General features: G+C 61.7%; 11 protein-coding genes, 1 tRNA gene and 1 pseudogene. 8 read left to right on the forward strand and 5 right to left on the reverse strand.

The features are described from left to right. Nucleotides 1-81: 81 nt before the first annotated feature. The 5 genes and pseudogenes from HNQ65_RS06505 to HNQ65_RS06525 all read left to right on the forward strand — a co-directional run. The gene (locus HNQ65_RS06505; RefSeq protein WP_184338687.1) at nt 82-1,074 is read left to right on the forward strand and encodes a sulfate ABC transporter substrate-binding protein; all 993 of its coding nucleotides are present in this window, start codon (nt 82-84) and stop codon (nt 1,072-1,074) included. Nucleotides 1,075-1,117: 43 nt separating this feature from the next. Further along, a complete protein-coding gene (locus HNQ65_RS06510; RefSeq protein ID WP_184338688.1) occupies nt 1,118-1,894 on the forward strand; it encodes a M14 family metallopeptidase in 777 nt (258 codons plus the stop codon). 23 nt (nt 1,895-1,917) lie between these two features. Then, nucleotides 1,918-2,745, forward strand: coding sequence for a sulfate ABC transporter permease subunit CysT (cysT, locus tag HNQ65_RS06515; protein WP_184338689.1), 828 nt, complete (start codon nt 1,918-1,920; stop codon nt 2,743-2,745). Between the two features lie 41 nt (nt 2,746-2,786). Next, nucleotides 2,787-3,647: a sulfate ABC transporter permease subunit CysW gene (cysW, locus tag HNQ65_RS06520; protein WP_184338690.1), complete on the forward strand. Its 861-nt coding sequence runs from the start codon at nt 2,787-2,789 to the stop codon at nt 3,645-3,647. After that, nucleotides 3,644-4,360: pseudogene (locus HNQ65_RS06525) on the forward strand (sulfate/molybdate ABC transporter ATP-binding protein); the annotation flags it as partial. The gene cysW and the pseudogene HNQ65_RS06525, both read left to right, overlap by 4 nt. 659 nt (nt 4,361-5,019) lie before the next feature. Here HNQ65_RS06525 and HNQ65_RS06530 read toward each other — a convergent pair. Beyond that, nucleotides 5,020-5,475: a hypothetical protein gene (locus HNQ65_RS06530; RefSeq protein WP_221306058.1), complete on the reverse strand. Its 456-nt coding sequence runs from the start codon at nt 5,473-5,475 to the stop codon at nt 5,020-5,022. A 188-nt stretch (nt 5,476-5,663) separates the two neighbouring features. Beyond that, nucleotides 5,664-5,748 (reverse strand) — tRNA-Leu (locus tag HNQ65_RS06535). Between the two features lie 154 nt (nt 5,749-5,902). Here HNQ65_RS06535 and HNQ65_RS06540 point away from each other — a divergent pair. Together HNQ65_RS06540 and HNQ65_RS06545 are read left to right on the forward strand one after the other, a co-directional pair. Beyond that, complete coding sequence (locus tag HNQ65_RS06540; RefSeq protein ID WP_221306059.1) at nt 5,903-8,098, forward strand: alpha/beta hydrolase family protein; 2,196 nt, start codon at nt 5,903-5,905, stop codon at nt 8,096-8,098. Between the two features lie 57 nt (nt 8,099-8,155). After that, entirely contained in the window at nt 8,156-8,788 is a 633-nt protein-coding gene (locus HNQ65_RS06545; protein ID WP_184338693.1) for a DUF1801 domain-containing protein, read from the forward strand. 163 nt (nt 8,789-8,951) lie between these two features. On the opposite strand, the gene HNQ65_RS06550 is transcribed toward HNQ65_RS06545, so the two are convergent. The 3 genes from HNQ65_RS06550 to HNQ65_RS06560 form a co-directional block, all read right to left on the reverse strand. Further along, the gene (locus tag HNQ65_RS06550) at nt 8,952-11,321 is read right to left on the reverse strand and encodes a hypothetical protein (protein WP_184338694.1); all 2,370 of its coding nucleotides are present in this window, start codon (nt 11,319-11,321) and stop codon (nt 8,952-8,954) included. Between the two features lie 239 nt (nt 11,322-11,560). Continuing rightward, the gene (locus HNQ65_RS06555; protein WP_184338695.1) at nt 11,561-12,292 is read right to left on the reverse strand and encodes a hypothetical protein; all 732 of its coding nucleotides are present in this window, start codon (nt 12,290-12,292) and stop codon (nt 11,561-11,563) included. 90 nt (nt 12,293-12,382) lie between these two features. Continuing rightward, the gene (locus tag HNQ65_RS06560) at nt 12,383-13,267 is read right to left on the reverse strand and encodes an alpha/beta hydrolase (protein ID WP_184338696.1); all 885 of its coding nucleotides are present in this window, start codon (nt 13,265-13,267) and stop codon (nt 12,383-12,385) included. Between the two features lie 248 nt (nt 13,268-13,515). On the opposite strand from HNQ65_RS06560, the gene HNQ65_RS06565 reads away from it, so the two are divergent. After that, nucleotides 13,516-18,198, forward strand: a complete 4,683-nt coding sequence (locus HNQ65_RS06565; RefSeq protein ID WP_184338697.1) for a hypothetical protein — start codon at nt 13,516-13,518, stop codon at nt 18,196-18,198. The last annotated feature ends 224 nt before the right edge of the window (nt 18,199-18,422 follow it).

Genomic DNA, 18,422 nt, shown 5'->3' on the forward strand with positions numbered 1-18,422 from the left:
CCGCCGTAGCCGGTCAAGGGGCGTGCCATGCCAATTTTTTCCATCCCATTCCTTCAATCCCCCCCGCAAACGCCATCTCTTATGAAAACAACCCTGACACTCATCACCACCGCCCTGCTGGGCCTCGCCGCACAGGCAGCCGACTTTGAGCTGCTGAACGTCTCCTACGACCCCACCCGCGAACTCTACGCGGAGTACAACAAAGCCTTTGCCAAGCACTACAAGGAAACAGCCGGCAAGAAGGTGAGCATTGATCAATCCCACGGCGGCTCCGGCAAGCAGGCGCGCGCCGTGATCGACGGCCTGGAGGCTGATGTGGTGACGCTGGCGCTGGCGGGAGACATTGACGTGATCGGACAGCAGGCGGGCCTCATCTCCAAAGACTGGCAAAAGCGCCTGCCCAACAGCAGCGCGCCCTACACGAGCACGATCGTCTTTGTGGTGCGCAAGGAGAACCCGAAAAACATCAAGGACTGGGACGACCTGGTGAAGGAAGGCGTGAACGTGGTGACGCCAAATCCCAAGACCTCCGGCGGTGCGCGCTGGAACTATCTGGCCGCGTGGGCCTATGCGCTGAAGAAATACGGCAGCGAGGCCAAGGCGAAGGAGTACATCACAGCCCTCTTCAAAAACGTGCCGGTGCTGGACACAGGCGCACGTGCGGCGACCACGACCTTTGCGCAGCGCGGCATCGGCGATGTGTTTCTCTCCTGGGAAAACGAGGCCTGGCTGATCCAGCGCGAGTTCCCGGGGCAGACACAGATCATCGTGCCCTCCATCAGCATCCTGGCCGAGCCGACGGTAGCCGTGGTGGACAAGAACGCCGAGAAAAAAGGCACCACCGAAGTGGCGAAGGCTTATCTGGAATACCTCTACTCCCCGGAAGCACAGGAGATCATCGGCAAGCACTACTACCGCCCGCGTGATGCTGCAGCCGCAGCGAAATACAGCGCCCGCTTTCCGAAGCTAAACCTCGTGACGATCGACGGCGACTTTGGTGGCTGGAGCAAGGCGCAGAAGAAGCATTTCGATGACGGCGGCATCTTTGACCAGATCTACCAGGGCGGAAAATAAACACATCCCACAGCTCCCGCGCAGCAAAGCAGCGCTTGAAACCATGAAACTCCCACCTCATTTGCAGTTCACCGGCAGACAGGCCGCCCAGCGTGGCGGTGTGCTGCCCCCGAGCACACGACTGATGACTGAAATTGATCCCCCAGAGCAGGGCGTCTTCATCCCGAAGATCGTCAGCAAGCCCCTGAAGAAGGGGCATGGGATCAAGATCGGCATCTTTGCAGGCATTCATGGCGATGAAGAGGCCGGCACGCTGGCCACGCAGGAGCTGATCCGCTGGGCGGCTGAAAAGCCTGAGGAACTGCATGACTATGAGCTGCACTTTTACCCGATCTGCAATCCCACGGGCCGCACGCTGGGCACACGCCACAGCCACAGCGGGCTGGACCTGAACCGCGAGTTCTGGTTTGGCTCCACGGAGCCAGAGGTCGTTTATCTGGAAGGCGAACTGAGGCGCGAGCGGTATGAGGGAATCATCTCCCTGCACTCGGACGACACCTCGGACGGCTGTTACGGCTTTGTGAGCGGCGCGCTGCTGAGCGAGCATCTGCTGGAGCCTGCGCTGCAGGCGGCGGCGGAGCATCTGCCACGCAACGAGCAGCACATCATCGACGGATTCCTGGCCTCCCGTGGCATCATCAAGGAAGGTTACCTGGGCATCCTCAGCGCGCCGCCGGAACAGCGACCGCATGCGCTGGAGATCGTGTTTGAAACGCCTGCGCTGGCCCCGATGGACGCGCAGGTGAAGGCCACGGTGGCAGCGGTGAAACGCATCCTGGCGGAATACCGCGAGCTGCAGGCCTACGCAGCCAATCTGTAACCCCAAGCACACACACGCCCCTCATGTCATCTCCACGGCATGTGCTGCCGGGCTTCAGGCTTTCGCTCGGCTTCACCATCACTTATTTAAGCCTCCTTGTGCTGTTTCCGCTCTCCATGCTTTTGTGGAAGGCTACCAGCGGCGGGTGGGACCACATGATCTCCACGCTGACGCAGGCACGCGTGCTGGCGTCTCTGAAGCTGAGCTTTGGGGCGTCCTTTGCGGCGGCACTGGTCAATGCAGTCTTTGGCCTGATCACAGCCTGGGCGCTGGAGCGCTACAGCTTTCCCGGCCGCCGCCTGCTGGATGCGATGGTGGACCTGCCTTTTGCGCTGCCGACGGCGGTGGCGGGCATCGCACTGGTGACGCTGTATGCGCCGAACGGCTGGATCGGAGCCTGGCTGGCGAAGCATGAGATCAAGGCCGCTTATGCGCCGCTGGGCATCACGATAGCGCTGGCGTTTGTGGGCTTCCCCTTTGTGGTGCGCACGCTGCAGCCGGTGATTGCGGATCTGTCCATGGATGTAGAAGAAGCCGCCGCCTGCCTGGGAGCGAACCGCTGGCAGACGCTGACGCGGGTGGTCTTCCCTGCCCTGCTGCCCTCTACGCTGGCGGGCACGACGCTGGCCTTTGGCCGTGCGGTGGGGGAATACGGCAGCGTGGTGTTCATCTCCGGCAACCTGCCGTTTAAAACAGAGATCGCGCCGCTGCTGATCACGATGCGGCTGGAGGAGTACGACTACTCAGGGGCGGCCACGATCGGTGTCGTGATGCTGGCCGCGTCCTTCCTCATTCTGCTGACGTCCAACCTGCTGACGCAGTGGAGCAAGAAGCGGACGGGAAGAGTGTGAGGATGAGGGCTCTTTGATTCTCTATTTTTCGATTTTTATCCATGCCTGCCATTATTGACCTAGCACCCACTCACGCTGCACGCCCACGCAAGGCGACGGCGGACTCCCTGACCTCACGCATCCTGATCATCGGGATGGCGGTGGGGTTCATGGGGCTGATGTTTGTGCTGCCGCTGATCATCATTTTCCAGGAGGCCTTTCGCAAAGGCTGGGAGGGATTTGCCGAGGCGTTTGACGACCGGGCCACGACGCACGCGATCTGGCTGACGCTGAAGGTTGCGGCGATCACGGTGCCGCTGAACACACTGTTTGGACTGGCGGCGGCGTGGTGCCTCTCGCGCTTCCGTTTCCAGGGCAGACGGCTGCTGAGCTCGCTGATCGAGCTGCCGCTGTGGGTTTCCCCGGTGATCGCGGGCATGGTGTATGTGCTGCTGTTTGGAGCGCAGGGCTTGTTTGGCCCCTCGCTGAAGGAGCATGGGATCAAGATCATCTTTGCGCTGCCGGGGATCGTGCTGAGCACGATCTTTGTGACCTTCACCTTTGTGGCACGCGTGCTGGCGCCGCAGATGGAGGCGCAGGGGCAGGCTGAAGAAGAGGCGGCGATGACGCTGGGAGCGAACGGCTGGCAGATGTTCTGGCGCGTGACGCTGCCAAAGATCAAATGGGGGCTGCTGTACGGCATCATCCTGTGCAATGCGCGCAGCATGGGAGAGTTTGGCGCGGTGTCGGTGGTGAGCGGCCACATCCGCAACAAGACGAACACCGTGCCGCTGCACATCGAGGTGCTGTACAATGAATACCAGTTTGTGCCGGCCTTTGCCGTGGCCTCCGTGCTGGCGCTGCTGGCACTGGTGACCCTGATTTTGAAAACTCTGACGACCACCCAACGAGGAGCAGCATGAGCATCCACATTCACCACATCTCAAAAACTTTTGGCAGTTTCCAAGCCCTGAAAAACGTCGATCTCGAAGTGAACACCGGGGAGCTGGTGGCGCTGCTGGGCCCGAGCGGCAGCGGCAAGACCACGCTGCTGCGCATCATTGCCGGGCTGGAGTTTGCCGACCCAGGAGAGGGCAGCATCCAGTTTCATGGCAAGGAGGTGACAAACCACAGCGCGTATGAGCGCAAGGCGGGCTTTGTTTTTCAAAACTACGCGCTCTTCAACCACATGACGGTGGCGGAGAACATCGCCTTTGGCCTGAAGGTGATGCCACGGGCCACGCGGCCGGAGAGGGAGGACATCGACAAAACAGTGACGGAGCTGCTGCGGCGAATCGCGCTGGAAGGCTATGGCGACCGCTACCCCTCACAGCTGAGCGGCGGGCAGAAGCAGCGCGTAGCACTGGCCCGTGCCCTGGCCGTGGAGCCGCAGGTGCTGCTGCTGGACGAGCCGTTTGGCGCGCTGGACGCCAAGGTGCGCAAGACGCTGCGCAAGTGGCTGCGGCAGTTTCATGATGAGACGAAGGTGACGACCCTCTTTGTGACGCATGACCAGGACGAGGCCTTTGAGCTGGCCGACCGCGTGGTGGTGCTGCATGAGGGAGACATCCAGCAGGTGGGATCGCCACGGCAGCTGAGGGAGAACCCGAAGAACGAGTTTGTGGCGGACTTTCTGGACTGCGTGATGATTTGAGGAAAGGCTGAGGGCGAACGCAAGTCAGCGGCGGCGCGACGATGAGACGCTACTGGAGAGCGCGGTGTAGAAGAGAACTGTGGGTTTGCTTCCCGGATTGTGCGTACATACCCAGGGTCTGCCTCGCTGAGGCTCGGCTGACCCTGGGCTCAAATACTCAGCCCCTTTGGGGCTGGTGTGCAGCGGAGTGATTGGGGCAAAAGTGAACGGACCTTTTTCAATCAATCTTGGCATTACACCACGATCAGTTAAAAACGGGTCTAAAGGTGGAGGCACGAGCTGACGGAGGGGGATCATCTTGATCCCCTCACCTGCAGCGTGTTCGCGGATGTGCGATGGCGCTGGATGATGCGGGAGGCTCGGCTTTGTGGAGGCGCGAGAATGCAGGGCGATGCGGGAGCGTGAGGGATCGGGACCATCCCTCTCCGCCAGAGCGCTGGCTGGGCGCATGAAATACTGGCTTCCACCCATGAGACCCGTTTTCAGCTGTGCGTGGTATTACACGATTCAATCTGAGGAAGAGCCAAGGATGCTGCGAGGCGGATGATGACTCGTTAGTCAGCGTGCTTGCGAGCCGCACAGAGGATTGCCTTCGGCTGGCTTCGCGTTGTGCGGACCACTATGGTGCCCGGGGCCTGGCGTCATTTCACCGGGGGCATGGCTTCCTCGATGGAGGCGTTTTCCTCCATGGTGACGCCGACATGGGAGTGGATCTTGAGGTAGGTCTTGGTGCCGGTGACGTTGTTCAAAATCGGCTCTGCGGACATGGCGATGACGAAGTCGGGGTCGGTGCTTTTGCGGCCTTTGCCAAAGTAGCGCCACTTTATGTCCTGGGTGAGCTCGGCGAACTCCTCCTGAGAGATCACCTGGGTGCCGACCAGCTCCTCCAAGGAGTCAGGAAAGGTTTCTTGATTGCGGCGAGAGTACACGATGCAGGCATTCTGGAGCGTGCAAGCCTGGCTGAGGCCCATTGTGATGCCACCGCGCTGATTTTTCTGCACCCAGCTCCAGCCGAGGGTGGCAGCGGCGATGATGAGGATGCTCATGACAAAGCGGCGGAGCTTTGTTGGCATGGCTTTCTTTTTCTTGGGCTTCACGAGTGAGAGGGGGCGGCTGATGAATCACGGGCAACCAGTTCAAAGACACTGGAGACGCTGCGTCATTCATTCCACCCGGAGCCTGGAAGTGCCACAGACTTTTCCAACAACGTGCGTGCAGCAATACCAACTGCGAATGATGCTGAAGTGCTTGTGCCACCTTTGATGACTCTTTGTACTTCAAAGAGTGGTGCTCGGGAAGGGACTCGAACCCTTAAGCCTTTCGGCACAAGATCCTTAGTCTTGCGCGTATACCAATTCCGCCACCCGAGCAGGTGCTGAAAACAGGGGCCGCGAATATAGACGATTCCGTTTTTATGCAACCAATGTTTTACGTTTTTCTTCATTCTTTTTGATCTGTGTGGGGAAAGTCGGATCAGTCTTGCCATGGCGGCGCGTTTTGGGTGTGATCCCAGCCTCTTTCCTCATGCGCCCTCCCCTGCTCTTCTGTCTCGGTCTGCTGTCCTCCGCACTGCTGGCGGCCTCTCCTTATCCGGAAAAGACGCCTGACACGCCGGGAAACCGCCTGATCGAACGCTATATGGCGGGGCAAACGCGGGAGATCACAGCGGAGAACGGGCTGGCGCAGATCGAAACGGCGGCGGACTGGGAGAGCAAAGCACCGGAGTACCGGCGCGAACTCTTTGAAATGCTGGGACTGGACCCGCTGCCGGAGAAAACGCCGCTGCAGGCCAACAAGACCGGCGAGGTGAAGGGTGACGGCTTTGTGGTGGAAAAGATGCACTACCAGTCGATGCCGGGACTTTATGTGACGGCCAATCTCTACCGCCCCGAGAAGGTGGAGAAGCCGCTGCCCACGATCCTGTATGTGTGCGGCCACGCGAATGTGGTGAAGAACGGCGTGAGCTATGGCAACAAGACGGGCTATGAGCACCACGGGGAGTGGTATGCGCGGCATGGGTATGTGTGCCTGATCATCGACACGGTGCAGCTGGGTGAGATCCGCGGGGAGCACCACGGCACCTACAGCAAGGGGCGCTGGTGGTGGTTTTCCCGTGGATACACGCCGGCCGGGCTGGAGGCGTGGAGCTGCATCCGCGCGCTGGACTACCTGGAGACACGCCCCGAGGTGGACAAGACGCGCTTTGGCGTGACGGGTCGCAGCGGCGGTGGTGCCTACTCATGGTGGATCACGGCGCTGGACGAGAGGATCAAGGCGAGCGCACCGACGGCGGGTGTGACGGACATGCAGAACCAGGTGATCGACGGCTGCGTGGAGGGGCACTGCGACTGCATGTTCTTTGTGAACACGTACCGCTGGAACTTTGAGCGGATGGTGGCGCTGGCGGCCCCACGCCCGCTGCTGATCGTGAACACGGACAAGGACAGCATCTTCCCCATCGACGGGGTGTTCCGCATCTACCAGAACGTGAGGCGGATCTATTCACTGCTGGGCAAGGAGGGAAACCTGGGCCTGCAGGTGGCGGAGGGGCCGCACAAGGACCTGCAGCCGCTGAACATCGGGGCCTTCCACTGGTTTGAGCGTCATCTGAAGGGCGCGGACCCGATGGCGGTGCTGGATGAAGGCGCCAAGAAGCACATCGAGCCCGAGGCGCTGCGTGTCTTTACCGAGCTGCCGAAGGATGAGCGGAACACGAAGATCGACGAAACGTTTGTGCCGATGGCGAAAGCACCTGCGCCTGCGACGAGCGGTGACGAATGGGCGAAGCAGAATGAGGCATGGATGCAGAGCCTGAAAGAGAAGGTGTTTGGCGGATGGCCCGCAGAGATCGCGTCGGTGAATCCGCAGAAGGAAGGCAGTGCGGAAGTGGATGGCGTGCGGGTGACGGCGTATGATTTTGAGAGCCAGTCGCCCTACCGGCTGCGGCTCTATTTGGTGCACCGCGACGGGCTGCGGCCGCAGGATCTGGAACTGGTGGCGCTGAATGTGCTGGACAAGGATGGCTGGGATGAGTTCTGCGCGGCCTACCACTCCCGCTTTGGCAAGCTGATCGAGGTTTTTCCCGGCAGCCCGAAGGACGATGCGGCCTTTGAGCAGGAGAAGAAGATGTTTACGAATTTTAGGTGGGGCATGGCCTACATCTGCCCGCGTGGCGTGGGCCCCACGGAGTGGACTGGCAGCGAGAAGGCACAGACGCAGAGGCTGCGGCGCTTTTACCTGCTGGGGCAGACGCTGGACGGGATGCGTGTGTGGGACATCCGCCGCACGCTGCAGGCCTTCCGGGCGATCCCGGGCTTTGAGGAGACGCCGCTGTGGATCCAGGCGCACCGGGACATGGCGGTGGACGCTGTGTATGCCTCTCTCTTTGAAGAGAAGATCAAGCGGCTGGATCTGCATGACATGCCGCTGACGCACAATGGCACGGTGGGCGGCGATCCGAAAGCTCCGGGCCCTGCCCTGCTGAATGTGCTGAAGTATCTGGACATCCCGCAGGCGGTGGCCATGGCCGCGATGCGCAGCCGTGTGGTGCTCTACTCGGCTGACAAGCCTGCGTGGGAATACCCCACCACGCTGACAAAGAACCTGGGCAAGGAGACGCAGTTTCAGATCCGCACGCCGGTGACTGCGGAGGATGGCAAAGAGGAGGTGAAGAGCAAGGACACGCCGAAGAAGGATGCAGGCAAAAAGAACAAACCGTGATTTAGGATGTAATGCAGTGAATGTCGTGCAGTGTGCCTGACATTCACTGCTTCATCCATGCACCCCGAGGTCGATGCCTACATCTCAAACGAGTCACGCTGGAAGCCTGAGCTGACAGTGCTGAGGCGCATCGTGTTGAGCATGGGGCTGACGGAAGAGTGGAAGTGGCGCAAGCCATGCTACACGCATGCAGGCACGAATCTGATCCTCATCCACGGCTTCAAGGAAAGCTGTGCGCTGATGTTTTGCCAGGGATCGCTGCTGAAGGACCCGCGCGGCCTGCTGCAAAAGCCCGGCGAGAACAGTCAGGATGGGAGGCTGATCAAGTTTACCAGCGTGCGGGAGATCGAAGCGCTGGAGACGGAGATCCGGACCTTCATTGAGGAGGCAAAAGCGGCTGAAGATGCCGGACTGAAGCCTGCACCCAGAACGACGACGGAGCCGGTGCCGGAGGAGCTGAAGCAGAAGCTGGAGGAAAGCGGTGAACTCAAGAAGGCCTTTGCCGCGCTGACTCCAGGGCGCAGGCGGGCGTATCTGCTGCACTTTAACGGAGCCAAGCAGGCTGCGACTCGGTGCTCGCGCATCGAGGCCTGCCGTGCGCGCATTCTCGCTGGGAAGGGACCGCATGACTGCATCTGCGGGCATTCGCAGCGGATGCCGAACTGTGACGGGAGCCACAAGAGGTTTTGAGGTTTGGGGTGTGCACGCGGCGAGGGGCTATCCTGCTGCAGCATGATGAGCTTTGGATTCTGCGCAGGTGGATGAAAGCTCGTGCGTCAGGGAGCTTGCGTGCCGCACAGAGGACTGTGCGGACCACTTTGCTGGCGCATTCGCGGTGCGCTGTAGAGATGCATCACGCTGCGCGGGTGACGCGCTTCCAGAAGAAGTCGAGCTCGCGGGCGAGGACGCTCATCACCTGGGTGGGGGTGACCTGGAGGGCGCCGGTTTCGGCCTCCTTGATGATGCGCTGCATGGCGTAGAGGGAGGCGACGCTCTGAGGGTCGAGGTGGATGGGGTCCACGTGAGGGCGGAGGGCCTCGGGGAAGGCGGCGCTGTGCTGGAGGATGTCCCAGCTCTGCTGCTCGCGCTCGGTCTTGAAGGTGGTGATCTTCAGGCGCGGGGCGGTGACGCCTGCATTTTGCGCATCCTGGCTGAGCTCAGTGAGGCGGCCAGCGGCAAAGCCTGCCAGAGTACGCCAGTAGGAGCCATCAGCAAAATTGGCCAGACCAAAGACGATCTCCAGGCCTTGCAGGGACCAGCACATGGCAAAGCGGCCTGTCATTCCTGGAAGCTCGTGCTCGCTGAAGCGGACGAGGGGGAAGCGGCGGCCAGCGAGGCGGATGAGGTCGGCGAGCTTGGTGTAGTCGAGCGGCAGGCTAGTGGCCTCCGCAGCCATCTGCAGACGCAGCGCCTCGTAGCGGCCGAGCAGCACTTCGCGCTCGACCTGGTCGGGCGTTTTGACAACCGATGGCGCAGGCAGCACTGCAGGTGTGGCGGCTGGAGCAGAAGGCGGTGGCGGGGTGGATTTCATCACACCCGCCAGGCGCTCGGCCACCACATGGCCGCCGTTTCCGGCCGCTGCGGGCGGTGTGGTGCTGGGCTGGCGGAGCTTTCCGAGCATCTCGCGCAGACTTTCAAAGGCCCCGGCTGAGCTGGGAGAAAACTGTGAGCTGACCTCCCCCGGACTGGTCGGTGTAGTCTCTTCATCCTCGGGCGCAGACAGTGTGCTGGCCGGAGCAGCAGGAGGTGGCGGGGGCTTGGGGAAATGGTGAGCCCCGTGTCCGTTGCCATTGATGGCGGATGGGGAAGGCGGCAGCAGAGGGGCTTCATCCTGCTGAGGCAGCGCGGGGCGGGGCTCAGCGAGCCCTTCGGCCATGCGCTTCATCTGAGCGGAGGTGCCGGAGTCGAAGATCATCACGTCTCCGCTGTGCGCAGGCTTTTGCAGTGAATTTTCATCCACCTCATCCTTCATCAGCGGGAGCACGCCCGGCTCATCGGACACGGGGCGTGGCGACATGGGGGGAGGCAACGAAGAGGTGCCTGAGAGCGTCTGCTGGAAAAAGTCCCACTGCTTGGCGGCATGGCGCAGGAAGCTGCGGGCAGATACCGAGCCCAGCGGGCGGCCCATGAAGTAGCGCTTTACATCGACAAAGGCGGTGAACTCGCGTGCCTGATCCTCTGATACAAACGCGTGCTGAAGGCGCAGGCGCAGCAGGGCGGCGGCTTCGGTTTCATGAATGCCACGCAGGAGCATCTGGCCGGTGGTGAGGCGGTCCTCCATGGCGCTGGGCAGATGGTGGCCAAAGGTGGCCTGCCACACGTCTTGATTGAGACTGAGGACGACGTGCACGCCGTCCATCTCTGACATATCCAAGAGGAGGGAGGCGATGCGGAGACCTGCCTCGGGGTTGCGATAGTATGCGTCGAGGTGATCGACGAGGAGGACCACGGGACGCCAGAGGCCGAGGAGGCGCAGCCAGGTGACGGGGCCTTCGTTTTTCTCATCGGCGGCCAGAGCGCGGAGCACGGCCACGTGGCTCATGCCGCCGTCGAGGGCGTAGTTGAGCATGGCATCGACCCACTGCTCCAGCGCAGCCGGGATGGCAGGGACGCGGCGCATGGCCTGCTCGGTCATGGGCTTGCGCAACTGGGCCTCAAAGCGGCGCACCCAGTCTCCGATGAGGCGGGCGGAGCCTTTGGGGTCAAAGATCTCGACGGGATCTCCTGCGAGCACGCGAAGGGCCTGATCAGGATTGGCGCAGGGGAGCGTGCCGTTTTCGATGAGCCGGCGCACGAGCACCGCGCAAACACCGGCGCAGGCCTCGCGGAGCTTGCACCAGTCGGTGCGAGGCATCTCGGCACGCGCCATGGACTCCAGTCCACGAACAGCGACGGCGGAGATGCCAATCTCATCCTCGAGACGGAAGGCGAGCGGTACAAGAACGACCTGCCCGTGGGCTGCGGCCGCCAGACGGCCAAGGAGATGCGTTTTCCCATACCCGGCACGCGGAGCCGTGAGGAGCAGCAGGGGCTGCCCCCCCGCCCGACCCACGCTTTTCTGGCGCTCGTCGATGGTGGCCGTGAGCTGGCCGAGGATGTCTGCATTTAGGCCCGGAACGCTGCGGTTTTCCTCCACCCCATAGGGGCCGGCACAGACGTCCTCCGCAAATGGGTTTAACCCCTCTGCCTGAGGCAAAGACGGCTGGCCCAGAGCGGCTGGCAACGGTGCTGGAGGTGTTGATTCTGGACTTTCCACAACGAATCCGGTTTCGGGCTTCTGATTCAGATCAGATAAAATGATATTTATGCCAAATCATACTCCACAGAAAGTAAGTTTTTTGAGAGTGGTGTTATTCTCGAAAACGAGAATGCTGGCGGAGCGGATGAAGCGTTTGCTGCTTGGAACGTTCTTGTGAAGCACTCCAAGCAGCTGAGCTATTGAAGCCAATCAAGCTTCATGCCTTAAGGCCAAGGGCGAAAATACAGATCCTCAGAAAGGCGAACTGCAGGCTTGTCCTCGGCACTGAATACGCGCCACTCGTGAATGGACAGGAAATCCAAGAAGACAGAGACTGTGGAACTGCCGGGATCTGGCGTGCAAAACGAATGACCGGTGAAAACGGCTGGCTCGGAGAACAGTCTTTTAAGATAAGCTATGTCAGCGACCGAATCACGGCCACTCGTAGCCAGAATCAAATCCCATCTGGCAAACGCGGGAGAAAGGTAGTCGCGCAAAAAGTCCCGCGGAGCCAGAAAGTGGAACAACCGCAGCATCTCCGATGTGGATATTTGAGTCAACGACCCGTACGAAGGAGCTCCGGAAGAAGCTAACTCAATCACTCCCCAATCAGCCTGTGACAAAGAAAGTGGCCCATGCTTCATCATCCAACCTGGTGGCGCATATTCACGAACCACCTCATCCCCTTTGAGCATGGCCTCAAAAGCTGGAATGAAAAGGACGCGGTCAGCAGCCCGGCGCAAAGCAACGCACCCACCCATACTGCAGCCCTTGAAAAGACACACCTCGCAAAGTTCAACCTCCAACAGAGAGTGGTCCGTCCACTCAATGTGATCAGTTGCATTGCAGATAATCACATCATCACAGAGCACCTGCCTAACCTTGCAGCCCAACTGTCCCGAAGCACTCAAATCGAGCTTTACCTTACGTGTTTCAATCTTGGCGGGGGTCCACATGGTTTGTTGATGAAGTCAAATTTGCCTGCTCACAGCTTTGAAACCATCGTGATGGGTTTCCAAAAAAGCAGCCTGAAGTCAAGCACGGCATCACCTCTTCAAATGCCGCTGAAAAAAGACGGAGACTTCGGCGAAGAGATCGTTTTCGAGGCGGAACCAGTGGTGCTTTTCGGGGGCGACGAGGAAGATGGTTTCGATGCCGGCTTCGGCGAGGGCGATATGGTAGCGCTCGCTCTGATGGATGGGGACAACGCCGTCGAACTGGCCGTGAATGATGAGAGTGGGCGGCGTGGAGGGGCCGATGTGGTGGATGGGGCTGGCCTGGGTGGCGAGCTCCAGCTTGTCCTCGACACGGCCGCCGAAGAGTTGATCGACAAGACTGAGGCCGTGGCGTTTGGCGTGGATGCGGGCGAGCTCGACCATGTCTGTGGGAGCATAGAGCATGCAGACGGCGCGGATGCGCTGCTTTCCCTCCTGAGCAGCGAGCATGGCGGCAAGCTGCCCGCCGGAGGATTCGCCGCTGGCGCCCATGCGGGTGGCGTCGATGCCGTATTCGGCACCGTGATCGCGCAGCCACTGGGCAGCGGCCTCGCAGTCGTGAAGCTGAGCGGGATACACAGCCTGATTGCTCATGCGGTACTGAATGGACGCCACGGCGATACCGCAGCTGGTGAGGTCCCGCACATTGACGTGGTAGCCCTTGCTGCCAAAGCGCCAGCAGCCCCCGAACATCCACAAAACTACGGGCACAGGGCGGTCTGATCGTGGGATGTAGAGGTCCATGCGTAGCTTATGACCGTCCGGCGCGGCAAATAGGACATCGCGGTAGACTTTCTCCCCGGGACGCTCCGGGCCGTAGGTGGCGCAGCCGCTGGCGAGGAGGCTGAGCGCCAGGCAGATCAGGCGCAGCGCCTGAGCGCCGGCTGCCGAGGCAGACGGGGGCTGCCAAAGGGTGGGCTGGAGGGCGGTGCTCATGGCTTGACTCTGTTACGCAAGGTATGAGATGGGAGAAGCCTCTTTTCGATTCGAAGCAAATCAATGGCCACCGGGATTTTCTGGGTCGGAGAATGGTGCGCTCTCTGCTGCTGCAGGCTGGAGAAACTGGCTCAGGCGTGCTTTTTGGGGCTTTTGCAGTTCCCTCTTTTCACCCCTGACATCCGCCTCCACCCTGCGCTTCAGAAAAGAACGCCCGCGACACCACGTTAAGCTCCCCTTCCCCCTGCATGAATCTTGCCCTCCGTCCCGCCACGCACGAAGCCCTGGAGCGTTTCCGCCTGCGTCGTCAAAAGCTGCTGCAGTGCCGCGCTCTGCTCTGCGCCGCAGCACTGGCCCTGGCCGCATTCACCTTGATCGCCCTGCTGGACCGGGCGTGGTTCATGCCGGATGTGCTGAGGCCATGGATCACCCTGATCAGCTATGGCGGTGCTGCCTATGCGGCGTGGCGTGTGGCATGGCGCTTCATCGCCGAGGGGCGCGGGAAAGAGGGTGCCGCAAGGCTGATCGAGGCCGTCGAACCGGCGCTGCGCGAGCGCCTGCTGGCTGCCGTGGAGCTGGCCTCACCCAATGGTGGTGCGGGAGTGCAGGACTCGACGGAGTTTCGTGAAAAACTGCAGAATGATGTGGCTGCGGCGCTGGAGGGGATCGACTGGGATGCACGTCTGCCCGCCCGTGCGCTGCGCCCATGGTTCATCGGGGCTGGTGCTGCGGTGGGTGTGATCCTGCTGCTGTGCCTGGTGCCGGGACTGCACCTTGCCGGCTTTATGGCGCGTGCGGCGCTGCCCTTTGCCAATCTGGAGCGCCCAGCCTCCGTGCAGATCCGCATCGTGGAACCGCTGAAGGCCCACGCGCTGGCTCCCATCGGGTCAGAGGTCCCGCTCGTCATCGAGACGGAAGGCCCGCAGCCGCCGCAGGCCACGCTGGAGTTTCAGGTGGAGGGCTCCAAAGCCCGCCGCACCGAACTCTCCGCCGTAGGCACCGCACGCTTTGAGGGGGTGATTCCCGTGGGGCAGACCGACGTGCGCTACCGTGTGCATGTGGCCGATGCCATCTCTCCCTGGCGCAGCCTGAGTGCGCGTGCACGACCACGTGTGGTGGAGTTTACCAAAACCATCATCCCGCCCGCCTACTCCGGCTGGAAGGAAACTAAAATCACGGCGGACCAGGGAGACTTGGAGGCACTGGACGGCTCCACCATCAAGCTGACGCTCAAGACGAACCAGCCGGTAACGCGCAGCGACATCATTTTAAATCCTGACCTGCCGGAAAAAAAGACGCTGCCCACCACCGCTGCTGCGGACGGCCAGCTCTCCACCGAACTGGTGGTGCAGCCCACGCACAGCTCCTGGCAGATCGCACTGAAGTCTGAAGAGACCGGCTTTACGAATGAGGAGAGCACGCCCTGGCGCATCTCCACCATTCCGGACCTGCCGCCCACGGCGCAGATCAATGACCCGATGGAGCAGATCGAGCTGCTGCCAGATGAAGCCGTGCGACTGAGCGGCCTTGTGACCGACGATGTGGGCCTCGCCACGGTGCAGCTCTCCCACGCCATCAATGGCGCCGACTGGACCGAGCGTGATCTGCCTGTGGAGAAAGCCGTGAAGGAATCTCCGGTACAGGCGCTGCTGCCGCTGGCTCCGCTGGGCGTGAAGCCCGGAGACGCACTGCTGCTCAAACTCGTCGTCACTGATCTCAAGGGACAAAAGGCCGAGTCCACCCCGGTGCGCGTGCTCATTCTGGAGCAGACGGTGGATCCCCGCCAGCGTGCATGGGCAGAGAGCCAGCGCCGCCTGGCCCTGAAGGCAGACCGCCTCGAAGAGCAGGCCCGCGACCTGCGACAGGCGCTGGACAAAGTGCGCAAGTCTGAACGCAACGCCCGCAAGAATCCCGACAAGGCCCAGGACGAAGCCGCCAGCGCACTGGCCAGCGCGCAGGAAAAATTCGACCAGGTCAAAACCCAGGCCGATGACCTCTGGAACGCACTGAAGGAGGCTTCCCGAGATGCGCCCAATCAGCTCGACACCGCCGAGGCCCAGGCCGTGGGACAAAAGCTCTCCCAGCTCCGCCGCGAAAACGTGGCCGACCTTGAAAAGCTGACCTCTGACGAGATCGAAAACACCGACCAGCTCAAGCGTGCCGCCAGTGAGGCGCAGGGTGCCGCAGCCACCATCGCCGATGCCCTGCGCGCCTTTGCCGCCGAGGACAGCGCACGCATCGCCGCGCAGGAGTCGCAGCAGCTGCAGCGCCAGTCGCGCATGCTCACCGAGACCTCCCTGCAGGCCAACCGTGATGCCGAGCAGCGCCCCAAGTGGCAGGAGCAGCAGCGCGCGCTGATGGCGCAGTCCAAGACGCTGCAAAAGGATCTTGAGAAACTGGGAGAGACGCAGAAAGGCCGCTACCGCAATCAATTCCAAGATCTGGATAAGAAGGTGACGGAATCCGCCGCTGATCTGGCCTCCAGCCTGGACAAGCCGGAACAAACCAAGAGCCCCGAGCATCTCTATGGTGCCTCTGACAATCTGCGCAATCGCCTCCAGCAGGCTGCAGACACCACACGCAACATCGCCGAGCAGACCGCCAATGAGGCCCAGCAGAAACGCGAAAACCTCCTGCGCCAGGAAAACCCTGCGTTAGCCAAGGTCGTCAAAGCCCGCTACTACCTCGCCGAGGCCGAAAACGCCACGCGCGACCCAAAGCATAAGAAGAAAAACGACAACGACGGCCTCACACCGCTCAAGAGCGCCGAGAAGCAGCTCACTGAGGCCTCCCGTCAGCTTCAGGATCAGGCTGAGCTGCGTGAGCAAAATCAGGCGTCCAACACCCAGGCAGCACTGGACATGAACCGCGCCAGCCGCGCCGTGGGAGAGCTGGCACGCCAGGCCGGAGCCGCTGAAGGCATTCCGCTTCCCACACAGGAAGAGGCGGACAAAACACGCCGCAGCAATGGCCCGCCCTCCCCTGCCACCAAGGCTGTGGCCGCCCTCAAAGATCAGGCCGCCGAGCTGGAACAGGCCGCACGCGTGCTGGATGCCGACGCAGCAGTGCAGGACGCCGCCCAGGCACTGGAATCTGCACAGGCAGGAGCCAGCCGCCCGCAAAACCAGCAGGACTTTGCTGAAACAGCCGCGCAATCCCGCGCCGCCGCCCAGGCCCTGCAGCAGGTGCCTGAGAAGATCAATCGCGCCCGCCTTGCAGAGGCCCTTCAGCAGAAAGATCCTGAGGCCGCCAACCTCCTGCGCCAGACCGCGCAGCAGGCCAGCGATTCCTCCCGCAATGCCGCCGAGCAGAGCAAGAACCTGGCCCGTGAAGCCTCCCAGATGCAGGCCGGTCAGCAGCTCAATACCCAGCCCTCCCAGCAAGCCACCGCAGACGCCAGCCAGAAGGCCAACCAGCTCACCGCACAGCTTCAGCCGCAGATCGATGCCGCACGTGCGCAGCTTGCCGCACTGACCCCCGGCGTCAGCGACATGATGAAACGTGTGGCTGAAGATCTGAAACAGACCCAGCAGGACACCCAGACCGCCGCAAACGATGCCAAGGCTGAAAAGCCCGTGGCCGAAGTGGCAGCCAAGGCTCAGGAACTCCGCCCGGAAGCTGCGGAAAACGCCGAGAAAATGGCCTCCCTGCAGGCCGCTCTGCGTCAGGAGGCCAATGCGGCGAACCTCGCCAAACAGAACGAGTCTCAGATGTCCCGCACGGCAGACGTGGCCCTGGCTCAGATGCAGCAGAAGGCGCCGCAGATTTCTCAAAATCTCAAGCAGGCCGCGCAGGCCACGCAGAGCCAGCCCCAGCAGCAGGCCCTGCAGTCTGCCGCCAATGCCCAGCAGCAGACAGCGCAGGCACTGGAGCAGCTGGCTCAGAACATGAAGAAGATCGAAGACGGCCAGCAGCTCACCGACGCCGAACAGGCCGCCATGCAGAAGATGGAGCAGGAGCTGGGCGTGCAGGAGCCACTGGACGAAGCCTACCAGCGCGCCCAGGAGCTGGCGGAGATGGCCAAGGACGCCACGCAGAACCCGCAGGCCGTGCTTGAGGCCCTGGAAAAAGAACTGCCCAAAAACCAGGCCATGCAGAAAGCCCTGGCAGAAACGGCGAAGAACACCGCGCAGATGGCCGAGCAGGCTGTGGCCAAGGAAACCCAGCAGGCCGTGCAGAACGGCATGGCGCAAAAGCAGGCCGCCAACGATCTCGCCCGCGTCTCCCGCCATCAGGAGCGTCTGGGAGACAAGGCCGCTGCGCAGAAGGTCGCACAGGCCAGCGCCCAGCTTCAGGAGGCAGGACAGAAAGCCGAGGCCATGCAGGCCAATCCAGTGCCCAATCCCCAGGCTGCGCAGCAAAGCCAGGCGAATGCAGCCCAGGCCGCCAAAGCCGCCGAGGCCACCGCCAGCCAGACCTCTCCCCCCATGCTGGCCTCTCCTCTGGAACAACTTCAGGGCCAGATGCTGGCTCAGGCGCTGGACCAGCTCGATGCCCAGCTCCACCCTGCTCAGGGCAGCCAGCAGCCATCTCAAAACGGCCAGCAACAGCAGCAGCAGCAACAACAAGGTGGCCAGCAGAATGCCCAGCAGAGCCTGAGCAATGCCCAGCAGGCGCAGCAGCAGAGCATGGCAGACGCACGCAATCAGGGCCAGGCCCCCGGCCAGAAGCCCTCCCAGCAGCAGGCGCAGAATCAGAAGCAGCAGGGCCAAAACACCCAGGCCCAGTCTGCCGAAGGTGGCAACCAGGCCACCCAGCTGCAGGACGGCACCCTGGGACAGATCATGGTCCTGACCAAAGGAGACTGGGGCCACCTTCCGCAGAAAATGGCCGAAGACCTCACCGAAGCCACCCGCTCGGAAGCAGCGCCGGAATACCGCGCCGCGATTGAGAACTACTACAAGGCCATCGCGGCGAAGGCGAAGAAGTAACCGGTTTCCTTCATCCCCCACCTGGGTTGCCGTTTCTCAGAAACACGCCGCCTGCCGCATACTGCGCGCCCGCTCTGCAGGCAGCGCCGCGTGCTCGCTGGTTATTTTGGAGCCACTCAATCGTGGGCCTTGCATTCCAAAACGTTCAAAATCAAAATCTGGAGGGATTATTCATTTATTTCTCATGCGAGAGCGGAAAATTTCACAAGGGGTCAGGTCGTGCT

Origin of the sequence: Prosthecobacter vanneervenii, assembly GCF_014203095.1 — a bacterium.
GTDB lineage: Bacteria > Verrucomicrobiota > Verrucomicrobiia > Verrucomicrobiales > Verrucomicrobiaceae > Prosthecobacter > Prosthecobacter vanneervenii.